The organism is Sphingomonas sp. P4_G2 (assembly GCF_056401155.1).
Window position 1 is genome coordinate 708,062 of sequence record NZ_JBFUJY010000001.1, and the last position, 17,009, is coordinate 725,070.

Annotated in this window: 16 protein-coding genes and 1 pseudogene; 6 read left to right on the plus strand and 11 right to left on the minus strand. The window is 64.3% G+C overall.

The features are described 5' to 3' along the window. Nucleotides 1–14: 14 nt before the first annotated feature. The 4 genes from asnB to AC1DRD_RS03185 all read right to left on the minus strand — a co-directional run bounded on the left by asnB (nt 15) and on the right by AC1DRD_RS03185 (nt 5,401). The gene (asnB, locus tag AC1DRD_RS03170; RefSeq protein ID WP_478028007.1) at nt 15–1,832 is read right to left on the minus strand and encodes an asparagine synthase (glutamine-hydrolyzing); all 1,818 of its coding nucleotides are present in this window, start codon (nt 1,830–1,832) and stop codon (nt 15–17) included. A 9-nt stretch (nt 1,833–1,841) separates the two neighbouring features. Continuing rightward, nucleotides 1,842–3,425 (minus strand): hypothetical protein, encoded by a 1,584-nt coding sequence (locus tag AC1DRD_RS03175; protein WP_478028008.1) that lies wholly within the window; start codon nt 3,423–3,425, stop codon nt 1,842–1,844. Then, nucleotides 3,377–4,177: an FkbM family methyltransferase gene (locus tag AC1DRD_RS03180; RefSeq protein WP_478040243.1), complete on the minus strand. Its 801-nt coding sequence runs from the start codon at nt 4,175–4,177 to the stop codon at nt 3,377–3,379. The genes AC1DRD_RS03175 and AC1DRD_RS03180 overlap by 49 nt, the downstream gene beginning before the upstream one ends. 150 nt (nt 4,178–4,327) lie before the next feature. After that, nucleotides 4,328–5,401 carry a CgeB family protein gene (locus AC1DRD_RS03185; RefSeq protein ID WP_478028011.1) on the minus strand — a complete coding sequence of 358 codons (1,074 nt, stop codon included), beginning with the start codon at nt 5,399–5,401 and terminating at the stop codon, nt 4,328–4,330. A gap of 239 nt (nt 5,402–5,640) precedes the next feature. On the opposite strand from AC1DRD_RS03185, the gene AC1DRD_RS03190 reads away from it, so the two are divergent. Genes AC1DRD_RS03190 through galU form a run of 3 tightly spaced genes read left to right on the plus strand, consistent with a single transcriptional unit; the run spans nt 5,641 to nt 8,489 of the window. Next, nucleotides 5,641–6,423, plus strand: coding sequence for a metallophosphoesterase family protein (locus AC1DRD_RS03190; protein ID WP_478040245.1), 783 nt, complete (start codon nt 5,641–5,643; stop codon nt 6,421–6,423). Continuing rightward, on the plus strand, nt 6,420–7,625 hold the full coding sequence (locus AC1DRD_RS03195; RefSeq protein ID WP_478040247.1) for a nucleotidyltransferase domain-containing protein: 1,206 nt from the start codon (nt 6,420–6,422) through the stop codon (nt 7,623–7,625). Before AC1DRD_RS03190 ends, AC1DRD_RS03195 begins: the two co-directional genes overlap by 4 nt. Beyond that, the gene (gene galU / locus AC1DRD_RS03200) at nt 7,626–8,489 is read left to right on the plus strand and encodes a UTP--glucose-1-phosphate uridylyltransferase GalU (RefSeq protein WP_478040249.1); all 864 of its coding nucleotides are present in this window, start codon (nt 7,626–7,628) and stop codon (nt 8,487–8,489) included. Nucleotide 8,490: 1 nt separating this feature from the next. On the opposite strand, the gene AC1DRD_RS03205 is transcribed toward galU, so the two are convergent. Genes AC1DRD_RS03205 through dut form a run of 3 tightly spaced genes read right to left on the minus strand, consistent with a single transcriptional unit; the run spans nt 8,491 to nt 10,116 of the window. After that, complete coding sequence (locus AC1DRD_RS03205; protein ID WP_478040251.1) at nt 8,491–9,264, minus strand: HesA/MoeB/ThiF family protein; 774 nt, start codon at nt 9,262–9,264, stop codon at nt 8,491–8,493. Next, nucleotides 9,261–9,659, minus strand: coding sequence for a hypothetical protein (locus tag AC1DRD_RS03210; protein ID WP_478028019.1), 399 nt, complete (start codon nt 9,657–9,659; stop codon nt 9,261–9,263). The genes AC1DRD_RS03205 and AC1DRD_RS03210 overlap by 4 nt, the downstream gene beginning before the upstream one ends. Before the next feature lie 10 nt (nt 9,660–9,669). Then, nucleotides 9,670–10,116, minus strand: coding sequence for a dUTP diphosphatase (gene dut, locus AC1DRD_RS03215; RefSeq protein ID WP_478040253.1), 447 nt, complete (start codon nt 10,114–10,116; stop codon nt 9,670–9,672). A gap of 135 nt (nt 10,117–10,251) precedes the next feature. On the opposite strand from dut, the gene AC1DRD_RS03220 reads away from it, so the two are divergent. Continuing rightward, complete coding sequence (locus AC1DRD_RS03220) at nt 10,252–10,728, plus strand: GNAT family N-acetyltransferase (RefSeq protein ID WP_478040255.1); 477 nt, start codon at nt 10,252–10,254, stop codon at nt 10,726–10,728. Here the strand turns inward: AC1DRD_RS03220 and AC1DRD_RS03225 are convergent. The 4 genes and pseudogenes from AC1DRD_RS03225 to AC1DRD_RS03240 form a co-directional block, all read right to left on the minus strand. Then, nucleotides 10,725–12,007, minus strand: a pseudogene (locus AC1DRD_RS03225) (bifunctional phosphopantothenoylcysteine decarboxylase/phosphopantothenate synthase). The gene AC1DRD_RS03220 and the pseudogene AC1DRD_RS03225 sit on opposite strands and share 4 nt — an antisense overlap. After that, complete coding sequence (locus AC1DRD_RS03230) at nt 12,004–13,128, minus strand: hypothetical protein (protein WP_478040257.1); 1,125 nt, start codon at nt 13,126–13,128, stop codon at nt 12,004–12,006. Before AC1DRD_RS03230 ends, AC1DRD_RS03225 begins: the two are co-directional and overlap by 4 nt. After that, entirely contained in the window at nt 13,107–14,645 is a 1,539-nt protein-coding gene (gene ubiB / locus AC1DRD_RS03235) for a 2-polyprenylphenol 6-hydroxylase (protein WP_478040259.1), read from the minus strand. Before ubiB ends, AC1DRD_RS03230 begins: the two co-directional genes overlap by 22 nt. A gap of 121 nt (nt 14,646–14,766) precedes the next feature. Beyond that, nucleotides 14,767–15,498 carry a class I SAM-dependent methyltransferase gene (locus AC1DRD_RS03240; RefSeq protein WP_478040261.1) on the minus strand — a complete coding sequence of 244 codons (732 nt, stop codon included), beginning with the start codon at nt 15,496–15,498 and terminating at the stop codon, nt 14,767–14,769. A gap of 92 nt (nt 15,499–15,590) precedes the next feature. On the opposite strand from AC1DRD_RS03240, the gene mutM reads away from it, so the two are divergent. Then, the gene (gene mutM, locus AC1DRD_RS03245) at nt 15,591–16,403 is read left to right on the plus strand and encodes a bifunctional DNA-formamidopyrimidine glycosylase/DNA-(apurinic or apyrimidinic site) lyase (RefSeq protein ID WP_478040263.1); all 813 of its coding nucleotides are present in this window, start codon (nt 15,591–15,593) and stop codon (nt 16,401–16,403) included. Between the two features lie 128 nt (nt 16,404–16,531). Next, entirely contained in the window at nt 16,532–16,792 is a 261-nt protein-coding gene (rpsT, locus tag AC1DRD_RS03250; RefSeq protein ID WP_066813132.1) for a 30S ribosomal protein S20, read from the plus strand. Nucleotides 16,793–17,009 lie beyond the last annotated feature (217 nt).

Consider the following 17,009-nt stretch of genomic DNA (forward strand, 5'->3'; position numbering starts at 1 on the left):
GTCAGCGCCACCGTTCAGGCCGTCGGCAGCGCGTCGACCGATCCCGCGTAGCGCGCTTCGACCACGTGCGCCCAGCGGCGCGAGGTGCGGCGGTCCTCGCGATGCTCGACATCGCCGCGCAGCCAGTCGCCCACCGGAATGCCGAAGCCGGTCTTCGGACGCGCGACGACCTCGGCCGGGACCGGAATGACGGGTGCATTGGCGAGCAGGATCTTGCCTTCGCCCGGCCTGAGCGAAGCGATGCGCGGGGCGATCGTCTCGAGCAGCGTGAAATCTACCAGCGGCACGCGGATTTCGACCGAATGCGCCATGCTCGCCCAATCGCTGTCGCGCAGCAATTGGTTGCGCATGTAATTGCACGTTTCGAGCGCACCGACCCGGCCATTGTCGGAGCCAGGATCGGGCTGGAGGCTGTCGGCGAACAGACCGAGCAGATCGAGTTCGGCCAGACCCTCGCGCGCCATGTCCGGGTCCATCGCGTCGTCGAGTTCGAAGGGAAGTAGCACCGCGCGGCGTAACAGATAGGCGCCGGCCCAGGTCCCTGCATGATCGAGCACACCCAGCGCCTTCGGGTTGCGGCGAGCAAGCCGCGGCGCGAAGGTTCGGATCAGCATTCTGGCGGCCTTTGCCGCTCCGGGTATCCTGGTTAGCGGCCCGGCGCGGTGGAACATTCGAGGGACCGACCGGAACGTCGAGTAGCCCGCCAGCAACTCGTCGCCGCCCAGTCCTGACAACGCGACTTTCAACCCCATTTCGCGGCAGGCCTTGCTGACGAACCAGGTGTTGATGCCGTCGATGCTCGGCTGGTCCATCGCATTGAAGATCGTATCCAGATCCTCGGCGAATTCGGCGGCGGTGACGGATCGGACATGGTGGTCGACGCCATAACGTCGCGCCATATCGACCGCGCCGGGCATTTCGTCGTCGGCAGTCCCGGCGAACTCGCGATAAGTGAGCGTGCAGGCACGGATCCGTTGCTGGCCGCAATCGCGCATCAGCCCGATCAACGCGCCTGAATCGACCCCGCCGGACAGGAAGGCGCCGACTTCCACATCGGCGACGAGATGATGGCGAACGCTGTCGCGCAACGCCGCGCGAATATCGTTATCGCTGATCACTCGCCCACGCGCGTCGGCGAGGGTGGCAGCGACATTGGCGTAACGCGCTGGGGCGCCCGGTCCCTCCTCGGTGCAGGTCAGCCAGTGTCCGGCAGGCAGTGCGCGGATCGCGCGATAGGACGTGAACGGTTCAGGCACCGACCCGGTAAGGTGGAAACCCGCCAGGCCTGCGGGGGAAGGATCGCGGGAGATGGCGGGATCGACCAGCAGTCCTTTGACTTGCGATGCGAATCGCAACGTCCCGGCGCTGTCGGCGTAATAAAGCGGTTTGATGCCGAGCGGATCGCGCGCCAGAAACATCGTCCGGGCATGGGCATCCCAGATTGCCAGCGCGAACATCCCGCGCAGCTTTTCCAGCATGCCCGCACCATATCGGGCGTAGAGGTGGAGCACGACCTCGGTGTCGGAGTCGCCGGCAAAAGTGGCGCCCTGCTCGATCAACTCGGCGCGGAGCGCGCGGTAATTATAGATCTCGCCATTATAGGCGATCGTATACCGGCCATCCGGAGTCGGCATTGGTTGCGCGCCGGTTTCGCTGAGATCGATGATCGACAGCCGACGATGACCGAAGCCGGCGCGGCCATCGGGCGCGATCCAAAGGCCGACACCATCGGGGCCGCGGGCCGCCATCCTGTCGCGCATCGCGATCAGCGTAGCGCGACCGATGGGCGCGCCGTGTGCGGCATGTGCAAAGAAACCGGCCAAGCCGCACATGATGGAAGCTTAGGGCTGTGCGGAAGGTCGACGCATCACGCCAGCCAGCGCCTGCGGAAGGAATCGGTTCATCAACTCCAGGGCGATGTGCGCCAGGATCACCAGCGCTATGGGGCCCAAAATGTCGGATACGAAAGCGCCATCGACGCGGAGGGCCATTCTCATCCCGATCAAAACGATAAAGAACAGGTGCCAGGCTTTGCGTTGGATGACCTCATAAGAATAGATCGTCCAAAGACCAAAGACCAGCGCCAAGAATATCGCGATGCCCATCGACAATACCCAGCCACCATTCCAATATGCCTCCGCCGCAATGCCCGCGCTGGAGGACGAATTATAGTTGCCGTTGGCGGCATAGGATAATTCTCTGCCGACATCGGTGATGATTGGTTTTGTCGGATAGATTATTCGCGGGATCCAGACGATAGACCAGTAGCGGTAAGAGTTTCCGGGCATGCCGTGATCGTACTGATTGATCACGAAAGTGCCGGCATTGACGAAACTCAGTCGCATCCAGCCCGTTTCGACCTCGGCAAATTGATCGCTCTCACGACCCGTAGTGAAATAGGAGAGATATAGACCCGGAATATCTTTAGCCTGGACGGCGCTATCGTAATATTTACCGTTCATATCTCTTACGTGAGTGATGATCGGAGAAAGAAACATGAACAAAGTCACAAAGGATCCGGCTAGAAGTGAGATACGGAGCAGGCTGCGACGATGATAGATGAACGCAATGCTGACCATGACCAGCGGCATGAGCATGACTGACTTGCTCATCGCGAAGAATCCGATCACGCACTCTCCGAGTGCAAGAGCGATCGGCCAGATGATGAATTCGCGCCGCTTATTCTCAAGCCCCCAGAAAATCACCATGAAATATCCGAGCCACGAAAGGACAGATAAGTTCGCTAGGGTACTGAAAAGACTAAGATTAATCCATCCAACGATCTGCGGGAAAATGATCAGATAGTTAACAGCGGAACCAACAATCAGGCACATCGACCCGAATGCAATCATACTGAAATTGGATGTGCTAATAAACTTTCTGTTGTGGAAGATATTAGTTATAGATCTATTGTTAATAGCTATGAATAATATCTTGGTCGCGGCGATAAATACGAAATTGAATAACGTAATGACTAAGTTTAGTTTAACAATTTCGTAGGAAAAGTAGCTGTAGAACCCCTTCATCAACTCCTGTGTATCGGCGTTGGTCCAGATCGGCACTAGCGAGCCGATGCCGTAATAGCTCAATAGCGCCACTCTGTACCACAGCAAAGGCGTCCAGAGCGAGGCGACGTTGAGCTTCATTTGGCGATAGCCGGCCCAGGCTAGCATGATCGAAAAGCCGATCAGCCCGATCGTATTGATCCAATCTTCCGAACCGGCGAGCGCGCCTGAGCCGATCGCGAACCACAAAGCGATAAGCGCGGAAAACAGAACTTCGCGATAGGTCGGCTCCAGATCGGCGATCATCGACGACCTGGGTTGGCGCCGCTCGGCCTTGGGCGCATATCGTGAGATGGCGAGGGTCGCCATGATCAGGCTGCCATTCGCAGTGACGCCGCGCGCGCGGCGCGTGCGATGCATTCGCGGCCATACCAATCGACCTGCAGGTCGGCAAAGCCTTTTGCCTTGAGCGTGTCGAGGAAATGCTGCGGATCGCCGCCGAAATCGTGAAGCTCAATGGCGACGCGATCGGTGATGTCGAGCAAGCGGCTGCCGCGTTCTGTCATGAAGAACTCGCTGCCTTCGATATCGCATTTGAGGAAGTCGATATGAGCGATCGCGTATCGCCGCAGGAATTCGTCTTCGTTGATCGTCGGCGCATCGCCATAAGCGGGGTCGTTCTCGAAGTCGCGACGCTGCTTGTCGGTGAAGATGCCGATGAACGCCCGGCACAATTGCGCGCGATCCTGGAAGCCGTTGGCCGCCATCGTCGCCGCCCATTTGGCGCCGAGCGGCGCGCTGGGTTCGATCGCGATCAACCGCGCGGTCGGATTGGCGGCAAGCGCCTGGGCGGAGAAATTGCCCATATTGGCGCCAAGATCAACGACGGTGCCGTGGTCAGGCACACGCAGGAAGTCGCCGCCGGCATAAACGTCGCGAACCCATATTTCGCGCAACCCGCTGAACGCGCTGTCGCCGGTCAGGAGCGCGTCGCCGATGGCGTGGTGCACGCGAAATGGCCCGGTGCCCATCAAGCGATCGGCCGCCAGCAGGTTGCGAGTCTTCAGCGCGCTCGGCAGCGTCACGACGACGCAGGCCAGCCAGCGCAGCGCGGTGCCAATGCCGGCAACGCGGGCGATGCCCCTGAAATCTCCGAACAGCTTTGCCAACATGAATAGAGTCGTTTCCGCCAATGCGTTTGTCCACGCCGTCCTAGGCGGGTCGATCCGAGGGGGTCAATGCGGTAACGCCGGCGCGCAATCGCCCGAAGGTGCCGTCGATTTGAAGTCCTGTAGAATTAGGTCGAATGCGGGCGGTATCGCTCAGCGAACTTCGTCGAGCAATCCCCGTTCCCTCAGCAGCGCTGCAATCTCTTCCGCCCGTGTTTCCAGCGAATAAGCGGGTACGCAACGGGCATGACCGGCTTCCGCAATGGTCGCGCGCTCGGCTTCGTTCGCGAGGTAGTGCCCAATCCGCTCGATCAACTGCTCCTCGCCGGTGAACACATCGATCTCCCGTCCGGGTTCGTAGAGCGCCCGCACCTCGTCGTTATCGACATGGAGCATGAACCCGCCGGCGGCGGGGATCTCGAATGTCCTGGTTGACGTGAGGTCCTGCCATTTGTCCGGCCCGACCTCGCCATGGTGGATCGCGAGGTTGATCCGCGTTTCCTCGATCGCGCGGGCGAAATAATCGCCGGTGAGCGGAGCGCCCATGACAAAGCGAGCCAGCGGCGTTCCCTTGGCAAGATCGGTCCAGCCGTTGCCGACGACGACGAAACGCTGATCAGGGAAGGCGTGCGCGACCGCGGACAGATGTGCGGCCTTGTGCGGCGAGGCATTGCCGATGAAGCCGATATCCCAGCGATAGGGAATCGCGCCCGGCGCGTGGCGGCGCGAATGCGCGCTGGGGCAATAGCCGTGATGGACGAACGCATGCCGTGCCGGCCCGACCAGTTGATCGAGATACGGCGCATGGTAACTCTTGGAGGTGACGATGAGGTCGGTCGCGGCCAGCACCGCCTCGTCGACGCCGGCATGATCGAACAGCACATCGGGATAGAAGACGACGACGCGCGTGCCGTTCGCGCGCAAGCGCTCGACCGTCGATCGCGCGATGTTGACGCCCTTGATGGTCAGCAGGAGCTCGACCTTGTTGAGCTCGGCGACCCGCAGGATCTCGGCGTTATATTCGGCGATCGAGTTCTTCCACAACAGCCGCGCGGCGCCGCGTGCCAGCCGGCCACGGCCGCGCACCACGAAATGGAGCAGGTCGACCTCGGCAACGTCCCAGCCCAGCGCACGGAACCCCCCGACCAGGCCGCGTGCGGTCGAGCCGTGAATGAACTCGCTGGCGATCATCATCCGGACGGGCCGGACGGCAGCGGGCAGGGTCATTCGCGAGCCTGTTGCGGGCCGCCAAGGCATAACCTGTAGAATTGCCGCACTATCGCCCCTTCGATGATTTGGCCGTCTCGCCCGGTCGCACCGCTATAGGGGGATAAGCGCGCGGTAAACAGCCGACATGCCCGCTTGGCGATGCTGCCTCGCCAATGCTTGCTTGATCGCAGGCGAGCGCGGTGCCTATCTGCAAGAATGGATATCCGGGTTATCTGTTTTGCCGGGCGATACGCGTCATGATCGCCCGGCGGTTGAAGTCTTTGTTCGGCGGCGGGGGTGCTGGTGGCGAGGCGGCCTCGTCCAACGGCGCGCACGTGCCACCGGGCGAGCGGCTCTATGCAATCGGCGACGTGCACGGTCGACTCGATTTGTTGACGCACTTGCTCGACGCGATCGATCGCGACGATGCGGCACGCGGCGCGGCGGAGACGCGGATCATCCTGCTCGGCGACCTGGTCGATCGCGGACCGCAATCGAAACAAGTGATCGACCATGTGTTGACGCGCGACTGGGGCACGCGGCGGCCGGTGTTCCTGAAGGGCAATCATGAGGAAGTGTTCCTGCTGACGCTCGGCGGCAATCTGGAGGCGGCGCGGTTCTGGACGCGGATCGGCGGTGCCGAGACGATGGCGAGCTATGGGGTTTCCCAGTCGCTGATCGACTCGGGCGATACATTGTCCTTGTGTGAGGACTTCGCCAGGCGCGTGCCGGACGCGCATGCCATGTTCCTCAACCGCATGACTGATACTTTGGTGGTCGGCGGCTATTGCTTCGTCCATGCCGGCCTCCGCCCGGGCGTGCCGCTCGATCGCCAGAAGGTCGAGGATCTGCGCTGGATCCGCGAACGCTTCCTCGATTTCGAGGGCAGTCATGGGACAATCGTCGTCCACGGCCATTCGATCAGCCCGGCGGTCGAGGAAAGGCACAACCGCATCGGCATCGATACCGGCGCCTATGCCAGCGGAACGCTGACCGCGATCGGGATCGAAGCGGGGCACCGCTGGTTCCTCGCGACGTGAGCGGCGGCGGGGCCTCCGCCGAATTCCTGCTGCTTGCGGCATGCTGCCGCTGGCCGACTGACACGATTGCTATCCGCAAGGCTGCCCAGATCGCGATCGATTGGCCCCGTTTCGCGGCGCTGGCGCGGCGCCATCGCGTGCGGGGGTTCGCGCGGATCGGGCTGGAGGCGGCGGCGATCGATGTTCCGTCCGGGCTTGTCGCGGCGCACCGCCGCCAGACCGCGCGCAACCTGTTGCTGCTCGACGAGGCCGCGCGGATCGCCGCGATGCTGGCGGAGGCCGACATCCCCGCAGCGTTTCTCAAAGGCGCGACGCTCGCCCAACTGGCCTATGGCGACCAGACGGTGAAGCAGACGCTGGATAACGATTTACTGGTCGACCCAGGTCAGGTCGCGGCGACGATCAAGCTGCTCGAGCCTATGGGCTATCGCGTTACCGATCCGGCAGTGCCGCTCGATGGGAAGCGGCTGTCGGTGCTGATCGACCTGGTCAAGGAATGCACCCTGGTCCGGTCGGGCAACAAGGCGATGATCGACCTTCATTGGCGCATGACCTCGGTCGAGGGGCTGCTGGCCGAGCCCGATCTGATACGAGACTTGCGGATCGTTACGGTCGGCAACCATCGGCTGCCAACGCTCGGCGATGAGCCGTTAATGGTCTATCTCGCGGTCCACGGTGCGCGGCACGGCTGGTCGCGACTCAAATGGCTCGCGGATTTCAACGCGCTGCTGGCGGCAAGGGATGAAGCGGCGGTAGCGGCCTTGCGTGCCCGGGCGAAGCGCGACGGCGTGATGAGGGCGATGGATCTTGCGCTATTACAGGCGAACCGCCTGTTCGGGACGGCCGTGCCCGACGATGTCGGCCGATCGCGCCGCGTCCGCTGGCTCGCCGCTTTATCCGACGCGCTGATGCGCGGTGCCGACGAGTTAGCCGAACAGCATAGGGTGCCGCGGCGCTATATGGCGGTCGGGCATGTATCGGCATTATTGCTCAAATCGAGCCCCGCCTACCTCGCCAACGCTGCCTGGAGCAGCTGGGTGTCGACGGCCGACGCCTTGGCGCTACCGCTGCCGCGTGCCGCGCGGCCGCTTTATCTGTTGATCAGCCCAGCCGCCCGGATTGGCCGAGTCGCGCGCCGGATGGTCGAACGGGGCTTTCCGCGGACGGCGCGGAGCCCTATGCGCGCCCGCCAGGAGAATTGAATGTCGATCAAGCCGCTGCGCAAGGCCGTGTTCCCCGTCGGGGGGCTCGGTACCCGATTCCTGCCCGCGACCAAGGCGCTGCCCAAGGAGATGCTGCCGATCGTCGACCGCCCGCTGATCCAATATGCGGTCGACGAAGCGCTGGAGGCGGGGATCGAGCAGATGATCTTCGTCACTGGCCGCGGCAAATCGGCGATCGAGGACCATTTCGACATCGCCTACGAACTCGAAACGACGATGTCGAACCGCGGCAAGTCGCTGGAAATACTGCATCAAACGCGTCTTAAGCCCGGCGCCGTCGCCTATGTCCGCCAGCAGGAGCCAATGGGCCTCGGCCATGCCGTGTGGTGCGCGCGCGACATCGTCGGTGACGAGCCGTTCGCGATCTTCCTCGCCGACGAGCTGATGGTCGGCCAGCCCGGCTGCATGAAGCAGATGGTCGACGCCTATAATCGGGTCGGCGGCAATCTGGTCTGCGGCTTTGAAGTCCCGCCGGAAGAGACCGATCGCTACGGCATCATCTCGCCGGGGCGGCACGACGGCAATCTGGTCGAAGTGACCGCATTGGTCGAAAAGCCCACGCTCGGGACCGCGCCATCGAACCTTATGATCCCGGGCCGTTATATCCTGCAGCCCGAAGTGATGCGGGTGCTGGAGACGCAGGGGAAAGGCGCGGGCGGCGAGATCCAGCTGACCGACGCGATGGCACAGATGATCGGCGGCCAGCCCTTTCATGCCTATAAGTTCGGCGGGCGCCGCTTCGATTGCGGCGACAAGGCCGGCTATATCCAGGCGAATATCGCGTTGGCGCTCGATCGCCCGGAAATCGGTCCGGCGGTGCGGAAGTTTATCGATACGCTTTAGGTTACGCCGCCCCGACGCACCCCGGGCAACCCGGGTCTTTGGGCAAGCGGATCGTGCGGAAGCGCAGCGACAGGCCATCGGCGAGCAGCAAGGTACCGGCGGTGTCCTCGCCGAACGGCACGATCGCGCGGATGACCTCGAGCGCGGCCAGGCTGCCCATCACGCCCGCCATTGCGCCGAGCACGCCGACATCGGCGCAGCTGACGCCCTCGCGCTCGGGGTCATGCCCGACGAAACAGCGATAACAGGGCTTGTCGCTTTCCCAGCCGCGATAGACGCCGAGCTGGCCCTCGAACTGGCTGACCGCCGCCGAGACGAGCGGAATCCGCAGCGCCAGTGCGGCGTCTGCGACCGTCAGGCGCGTCGCGAAATTGTCGGTGCCGTCGAGCACGACATCGGCCCCGGCCAGGATCTCGCGCACATTGGCCGAATCGATCCGCACGCGGTGGCGGTCGATCGTCACATCGGAATCCAGCCTGGCGAGCGCGGCGGCTGCGGCATCCGCCTTGGCCGCGTCGATATCGGCGGTGCCGAACAGCGTCTGGCGCTGGAGATTGGAGAGGTCGACCGCATCGTCATCGACGATCGTGATCCGCCCGATCCCGGCCCCGACGAGATATTGCAGCGCTGGGGACCCGATCCCGCCCGCACCGACCACTACGGCATGGGCGCGGCGCAAGGCCAGCTGTCCGCCGCCGCCGATTTCCTTCAAGACGATATGCCGGGCGAACCGTGAGAGGTCGGTATCGGAAAGGGTGGTCGTGGAGAGGCTCACGGCCCCCATGTAAGGGTGACGCCGGTATGGTACCAGCTGTCGGCAGCGGGCGGCGGGCCGGCGATGTTGCCGCGCGCTGCCTTTTGGATGACGCCCGCGGCGAATTGCTCGACGGTCGGGCAATTGATCGCCCTGGGCACGATCTTCACCGCCTCGCCACTGACCGACGAGACGAGCACGACCATATCGACCTTGATGCTGGTCTTGCCATCGATCGGGGCGGGCGCGGCACAGCGGCCCGCTGCGATCTCGTCATGGACGAACTTGGTCATGATCGCCGCATAATCGGGCGTGGTCGTCAGCCGGAGGTCGGGCAGTTTCGACCAGTCGCTGGGGACAGCCGTCGGGACGACCGTGGCAACGGCCGCCTGGAAGAGCAGAAAGAATCCGAACATCATTCGCCGATTATCGACCAGTAGAGCCGAAACCGCCACTACCTCGATCAGTGTCGTCGAGATCGGCCACTTCGTCGAGCGTCGCGCGCTGAACCGGGGCGGGGACGAGCTGGGCAATCCGGTCGCCGCGGCCAATATCGAACGGCTGATCGCCCAGGTTGGCGAGGATGACTTTCACTTCGCCGCGATAGTCATGATCGATCGTACCAGGGGTGTTGAGGCAAGTGACACCGTGTTTGAGGGCGAGACCCGACCGCGGGCGGACCTGAACCTCATAGCCTTCCGGGATGGCGATCGCGAAGCCGGTCGCGACCGCGTGGCGGGCGCCGGGTGCGAGCGTCAGGGATTCGGCCGCGACCACGTCCATCCCGGCGGCACCGGCTGTGGCATAAGCGGGAAGGGGCAGATCGCCGCCATGGGGCAGGCGCTTGACGGCGATACGAATGGGGGCGGTCATCTGGTCTTGGTCACCTTTGCGACGGGTCTCGATCCGGTGCGGCCGAATCAAGATCATGGTCGCGTTGTAGGAGCCTCGACCGCGATGGGGAAAGGGGAGTTGCAAGCATTGCGCAGGTGACGCCACAATGAGCCCATGACCGAACGCTTCCAGATAGATGTCGCCATTACCGCGGCGGACGTGCAGTCCGTTTCGGCCTTGTTTCAAGGCTATGCCGCCTCGCTACCGGTCGATCTCGGCTATCAGGATTTCGCCACCGAGCTGGCGGGGTTGCCGGGCAAATATGCTGAGCCACGAGGCGCGCTGCTGCTCGCGCGCGACCAGGCCGGGGCATCGCTCGGCTGTATTGCTTTGCGCCCGCACGACGAGCGCGTTTGCGAGATGAAGCGGCTGTTTCTGGTCCCCGCAGCGCGCGGCATGGGGCTGGGCCGGGCTCTGGCCGAGGCGATCATCGCGGCGGCGCGCGATCGCGGCTATCGCGAACTCAGGCTCGATACATTGCCGTCGATGATGAGTGCGATCGCCTTGTACGAAGGGCTCGGCTTCGAACGGATCGAGCCCTATTACGCACCGACGCCGCCGGGCACGGTGTTCATGGCGCTGACGCTTTAATCGAGCGCGGCCGCGATCCGATCCGCGAGGCGCGCGGCTACATCGCCCTTGGGCAGCTTGTCCCAGCTCTCGACGCCGTCGGTCGAGACGATGTGCACGGTGTTGGCGTCGCCGCCCATCACGTCGCCCGACACGTCGTTGGCGACGATCCAATCAGCGCCTTTCCTGGCCAGCTTGGCGCGGGCGTGCTCGACCACATGCTCGGTCTCGGCGGCAAAGCCGATGACCAAGCGAGGGCGGCGTGGGCTGCGGGCAAGCGTCGCGAGGATGTCGGGGTTTTCGACCAAGTGGAGGACGGGCGGGCCGCTCGCGCCTTTCTTGATCTTCTGGGGCGAGGCCACGACTCGCCAATCGGCGACCGCCGCGACCATCACCGCGGCATCGGCGGGGAGGGCGGCATCGACCGCTTCACTCATCTCGAGCGCGGTTTTGACGTCGATACGGTCGACGTCCGGAGGTGTGGGCAACGTCACTGGCCCGGCAACCAACGTCACTCGGGCGCCGAGCGCCGCCAGCGCGCCGGCGATCGCGAAGCCCTGTTTCCCCGACGAGCGATTGGCGATGTAGCGCACCGGGTCGATCGGCTCGTGGGTCGGGCCGGCGGTGACGATGATGTGCTTGCCATTCAGCACCTAACTGCCCCCACCCTTCCGCGCCTTCGGCGCTCCCTCCCTCTCCCGACGGGAGAGGGAAGGGGCCCGCCCGGCGCAGCCGGGTGGGAAGGGTGAGGGCAGGGCAGGACTCACCGCCCCAATTTGTCTTGAATCGCCGCCAAAATAGCCGGCGGTTCGGGCAGGCGGCCGGGGCCGAATTCGCCGCACGCCATCGGGCCCTCGTCGGGCTCCATCACCGTCACCCCGTCGCCGCGCAGGGTCGCAACGTTGCGTTTCGTCGCCGGGTGCGTCCACATCCGCCAGTTCATCGCCGGCGCGGCGAGCACCGGCTTGTCGGTTGCCAGCAGCAAGGTAGTGGCGAGATCGTCGGCAATCCCCGCGGCCATCTTGGCCATCAGATCGGCAGTAGCGGGCGCGACGACGATCAGATCGGCCTCGCGGCTGAGCTGGATATGCCCCATCTCGGTCTCGTCCTTGAGGTCCCACAGGGTGGTATAGACCTGTTCCTCGGACAAAGCGGCGAGTGTCATCGGGGTGACGAAATGCGCGCCGCCCGCGGTCAGCACGCATTTGACGCCGATCCCGGCCTTCTTGGCTAGCCGGATCAGCTCGCAAGCCTTGTAGGCCGCGATGCCGCCGCCGACGATCAACAGGATGCGCTTCATGGAGTGAGCCTCGTGACCGTGATCTTGCGACGCTTGGGGAAGGCAGCGACGACCAAGTCCTTCAGCCCGTCAGGCGCGAAGGCCAGGCCGATCAGGATCGCGGGCGCCACCATCAGTCCCCAATAGAAGGTGTCGACCCGCCCGAACAGGCCGATCAGCGCGGCATAGGCAGTGAAGGTCGCCAAAGCGCGAATCCCGGCGAGGTCGCGCCATGCTGCCCAGCCGAACAAGGTGAACCCCATCAGCAATGCCGCCAGCCACATCGGCGCGAGGCGAAGCGCGGTCGACAAGGTCAGTGCCTCGACGAAGAAACCGAACCCGAGCATGCCCGCCCAGCCGGGCGAGGCGGGGTCGATCGGCGTCACCACTTGCGCGACGGCATGAGCGTGCGCGGCGACTGCGATCGCCAGCAATCCGAGCCCACCGGCCCATCCCAACGCCTCGCGCCGGTCACCTTCGAGCCAGGCGAGCACGACCATGATCCCGACATAGAGCGCGCTGGTTTCGCGGATCAGCAGCGCGATCGCGCCGATCCCGACCGCCGCGACCCAATGGCCAGGTCGGCGCAGCGCAAGACTGAGCGCAATCAGCAGGCCGGCCCAGACCTCATGGAACGCGGCAAGGTCGGCCTGGATGAATGCACCCATCCCGCCCGCGAGCAGCACCATCGCAATGAACAAGGGTGGTGGCCGTGCGAAGGCGGGCCGCAGGCGGTTGAACCACGCCACCATGACGCCCGCGGCGAGCGCCCAAAGCAGACCGACCACCGCCCAATGCGGCATCTGCGCCTGAACCATCGCCAGCGTTGGCAGGCGAAAGGTGATGAACGGGCGCAAGGGATAATCGCCGCGCCGCAGCTCCTGCGCCGCGACCGCGTAATAATTGCCGCCATGGCGGACGCCGTCGACGATCGCTTCGTAGAGGACGATGTCGGCCTGATCGTCGCCGCGCTTGGCTGAATCGCCGCTGACTGGCGGCGGGCCGGGCACGGTGAGCGCGGTCAGCGTCGCGAGCAGCAGCAGGACGAGCCCGGCGAGCGCGAGCCGGGCCTTGCCTTTCGACAGGCCGGCGAAGCGCGACGGTTCGGCCAGCCAGAGCGTCATCCGTGGAGGAACCACCACGTCGCCGCTACCGAGACTGCGGCGCTCAGCACCGCGACCGCGACATAGCGCCAGCCGCCGCCGAGCCGGACGACCTCGATCTCGCGCAACGGCGGGGCAGGCGGCGCGCCGCCGGGCGAGGGGAAGCGCGCCTCGATATTGCGGATCAACTCGGGCAGCCGCATCAGCGTGCGCAGATCGGTGATCAGCCGGTCGCCGATCGCTGCTTCGGGGCCCAATTCGGTCCGGATCCATTCGCGGATGAACGGTGCGGCGGTGTCCCACATGTTGATCTCGGGATCGAGGCTGGTGGCGACGCCCTCGACCATCACCATCGTCTTCTGCAGCAGCAGCAGATGCGGCTGGGTCTGCATGTCGAAATCGCGGGTGATGCGGAACAGGCCGTCGAGCATCATCCCGACCGACATGTCCTTGACCGGCAGTCCGCGCATCGGTTCGCCGACCGCGCGCAGGGCAGTGGCGAATTCGCCGACATTGTGATGCGGCGGGACGTATCCGGCTTCGAAATGGATTTCCGCGACGCGTTGATAATTGCCGGTGATCAGTCCGTAGAGGATTTCCGCCAGCCAGACCCGCGCGCGCCGGTCGATCCGCCCCATGATGCCGAAATCGATCGCGGCGATATGGCCCTGGGGAGTCGCGAACAGATTTCCCTGGTGCATGTCGGCGTGGAAGAATCCTTCCGAAATCGCCTGGCGCAGAAAGGCATTGACCAGGATGCCGGCGAGTTTGCTCGGATCGTGCCCGGCGGCGATCAGCGCCTCGCGGTTGGTCAGCTTGATCCCGTCGATCCATTCGAGCGTCAGCACGCTGCCCGTCGTGCGCTGCCAGTCGATCGCCGGGACCTGATAATCGGGCTCGGCGCGCATCGACTCGGCGAGTTCGGATGCGGAGGCGGCTTCGCGCCGCAAGTCGAGTTCGCGCAAGGTCCAGCGCTTGAATGTTTCGATGACGAGGCGCGGGCGCAGGCGAGCGAGTTCACCGCCCAACCCCTCGGCCTGCGCGGCTGCCCATTGATAGGTGTCGATCGCCCGCGCGAACTCGTCCTCGACGCCCGGACGCAGCACCTTGACCGCGACCTGGCGACCATCGGGCGTGACCGCGCGATGCACCTGCGCGATTGAGGCGGCACCGACCGGAGTCTCGTCGATCGAGGCGAACACCTCGTCGACCGGACGGCCCAGCCCGCGTTCGATCGCCGCCTTGATCGTCGCATAAGGGAGCGGCGGCAGCGCGTCCTGCAAGCGCATCAGGTCGTGCGCGGCTTCCTCGCCGACCAGATCGGGGCGAGTCGCCAGCGTCTGGCCGAGCTTGATCGCGGCGGGGCCGATCGCCTGGAAAGCATCGGCATAGCGCGGCACCGCGGGCACCCGCGCGCCAAACCGCGCGACGCGAACCAACCGGCGGACGCTGGCGGGCGTTTTGGGGTCGCGTTCGATGCCCTTGAGCGCTCCGTGGCGCGCGAGGATCCGGCCCCATTTGAGCAGGCGCCAGAGATGGATAGCGGGGGCGGTCACCTACTTCCCCTCCCGTTTACGGGAGGGGCTAGGGGAGGGCGTGTTTCGATAATATCGAGTAGGCGACATGCCCTCCCCCGACCCCTCCCGCTTGCGGGAGGGGAGTTTATCTTCCGCCCCATCAAATCTTCCAGCCGCTATGGATCGCGACCAGTCCGCCGAGCATCGGTTCGACCTTGGTCTGGACGAAACCGGCCTCGCCGATCATTTCCTTGAACCGCTCCATGGTGGGAAAGCGGCGGATCGACTCGACCAGATAGCGATAGCTTTCGGCGTCGCCGGCGATCGCCTGGCCGACCTTGGGCACGACATGGTGCGAGTAAGCGTCATAGATATCGCCGAAACCCGGCCACAAGGTGGTCGAGAATTCGAGGCAGAAGAAGCGGCCGCCGCGCTTGAGCACGCGATGCGCCTCGCGCAGCGCCTTCGGAATGTCGGTGACGTTGCGGATGCCGAACGCGATCGTATAGGCGTCGAAGAAGCGGTCCGGCCATTGCAGCGTCTCGGCATTGGCCTCGCTCCACACCAGGCCGTCGATGCCGCGTTTGGCCGCGCGCTCGATCCCGACCTCGAGCATCGCCGGATTGATATCGGCGACGGTGATCGCGGCGCCCGATTTCTCCATGCGGAAGGCGATGTCGCCGGTGCCGCCGGCCATATCGAGGATCGCTTCGCCCGCCCGGGGTTTCACGCGGCGGACGAACACGTCTTTCCAGACGCGGTGCAGCCCGCCCGACATGGCGTCGTTCATCACGTCATATTTGCTGGCGACGCTGGCGAAGACGCCGCCGACGCGGCGGGTCTTTTCCTCGGGGCTGACATCTTCGTAGCCGAAGGAGACTTTATCGGTCATGCGCGGGGCTGTAGCGAGGCAATCAGGCGCCGTCATCCCCGCCCTTATCTTCGTCATTCCCGCTTTCATTGGAATGACGATATGAGGATCCGATGCCTGAACTTCCCGAAGTCGAAACCACCGTCCGCGGGCTGGAGCCCGTGCTCAAGGACCAGCGGCTGACACATGTCGTCACGCGGCGCGGCGATCTGCGCCGGCCGTTCCCGCCCGATCTTGCCCAGCGGATGACCGGGGCGACGGTGACGGGGCTGGAGCGCCGCGCCAAATATGGGCTGATCGAGACCGATCGCGGTGACACGATGATCTTCCATCTCGGCATGTCGGGGCGCTGGCGAGTCGATCCCAACGAATTGCTGCTGCACGATCATCTGGTGATCGATACCCAAGCGGGACGCCGCGTCGTGCTCAACGACCCGCGGCGATTCGGATCGGTCGACCTGGTGCCGACCGAGGGGATTGCGGACTTCCCTGCGTTCAAGGCGCTGGGCCCCGAGCCGCTCGGCCCGGACTTCACCGCGCTCTATCTCAAGGCCGCGCTCAAGACCCGGTTTGCCTCGATCAAGCAGATGCTGCTCGACCAGCGGATCGTGGCGGGCCTCGGCAATATCTATGTCTGCGAGGCGCTCTACGCCGCACGCATTTCTCCCAAGCGCGAAGCGGGACGGATCAGCCTCGCGCGGCTCGATCGGCTGGTGCACGAAATCCATGCGGTGCTGGAGTCGGCGATCGCGGCGGGTGGGTCGAGCCTGCGCGATTTCGCCCGGCCGGACGGCGAGCTCGGCTATTTCTCCAAGCAGTTCGCGGTTTATGGCCGCGAGGGCGAGCCATGCGGCTGCGGCGGGACGGTGCATCGTTATGTCGAGGGCGGGCGATCGACCTTCTGGTGTCCGGCCTGCCAGACTTAGGTCTGGGCGGCAGCGTGAACCACATCAACCCGGTTGACCGAATCTCGATCGATCGCTAAGGGCCACCGCTTCCGGGCACGGCTATACGTCTTGCCTGTCCCATTTTTTGCGAAATTCAGAGGACTTTCATGGCGAACACGCCGCAAGCGAAAAAGCGTATCCGTCGCAACGACCGTCGCGCGGAAATCAACGGCAACCGCGTCGGTCGCATCCGTACGTTCGTCAAGAAGGTCGAATCGGCGCTGGCCGCCGGCGACAAGGAAGCCGCCACCGTCGCGCTTGCCGCCGTGCAGCCCGAGCTGCAGCGTGGCGTCGCCAAGGGCGTGCTCCACAAGAACACCGCGAGCCGCAAATTCTCGCGCCTGACCAAGCGACTCGCTTCGCTGTAAGATACCCGATTTGGTAGCAGGGATGGCGCCCGCCGGTGTGAAATTCACCGGCGGGCTTTTTGCTGTCTGGTGCTCCCGCCATGCTGCTCCGCAGCGATAACCATACCCGATCTTCTAACGAATTCCCTAACCATGGGAAAACCTAGCGATTCGCAAATAGTTCACAGAAGCGTAATGTGAAATCTACCTAAATTCAGAGGCTTATTTAGAGAAGCCC

What these genes read in the sequence shown, in the direction of transcription:
- asnB (WP_478028007.1), bottom strand. Translation starts at nt 1,832, where the DNA reads ATGTGCGGCTTGGCCGGTTTCTTTGCACATGCCGCACACGGCGCGCCC.
- AC1DRD_RS03175 (WP_478028008.1), bottom strand. Translation starts at nt 3,425, where the DNA reads ATGCATCGCACGCGCCGCGCGCGCGGCGTCACTGCGAATGGCAGCCTG.
- AC1DRD_RS03180 (WP_478040243.1), bottom strand. Translation starts at nt 4,177, where the DNA reads ATGTTGGCAAAGCTGTTCGGAGATTTCAGGGGCATCGCCCGCGTTGCC.
- AC1DRD_RS03185 (WP_478028011.1), bottom strand. Translation starts at nt 5,401, where the DNA reads ATGACCCTGCCCGCTGCCGTCCGGCCCGTCCGGATGATGATCGCCAGC.
- AC1DRD_RS03190 (WP_478040245.1), top strand. Translation starts at nt 5,641, where the DNA reads ATGATCGCCCGGCGGTTGAAGTCTTTGTTCGGCGGCGGGGGTGCTGGT.
- galU (WP_478040249.1), top strand. Translation starts at nt 7,626, where the DNA reads ATGTCGATCAAGCCGCTGCGCAAGGCCGTGTTCCCCGTCGGGGGGCTC.
- AC1DRD_RS03210 (WP_478028019.1), bottom strand. Translation starts at nt 9,659, where the DNA reads ATGTTCGGATTCTTTCTGCTCTTCCAGGCGGCCGTTGCCACGGTCGTC.
- dut (WP_478040253.1), bottom strand. Translation starts at nt 10,116, where the DNA reads ATGACCGCCCCCATTCGTATCGCCGTCAAGCGCCTGCCCCATGGCGGC.
- AC1DRD_RS03220 (WP_478040255.1), top strand. Translation starts at nt 10,252, where the DNA reads ATGACCGAACGCTTCCAGATAGATGTCGCCATTACCGCGGCGGACGTG.
- AC1DRD_RS03240 (WP_478040261.1), bottom strand. Translation starts at nt 15,498, where the DNA reads ATGACCGATAAAGTCTCCTTCGGCTACGAAGATGTCAGCCCCGAGGAA.
- mutM (WP_478040263.1), top strand. Translation starts at nt 15,591, where the DNA reads ATGCCTGAACTTCCCGAAGTCGAAACCACCGTCCGCGGGCTGGAGCCC.
- rpsT (WP_066813132.1), top strand. Translation starts at nt 16,532, where the DNA reads ATGGCGAACACGCCGCAAGCGAAAAAGCGTATCCGTCGCAACGACCGT.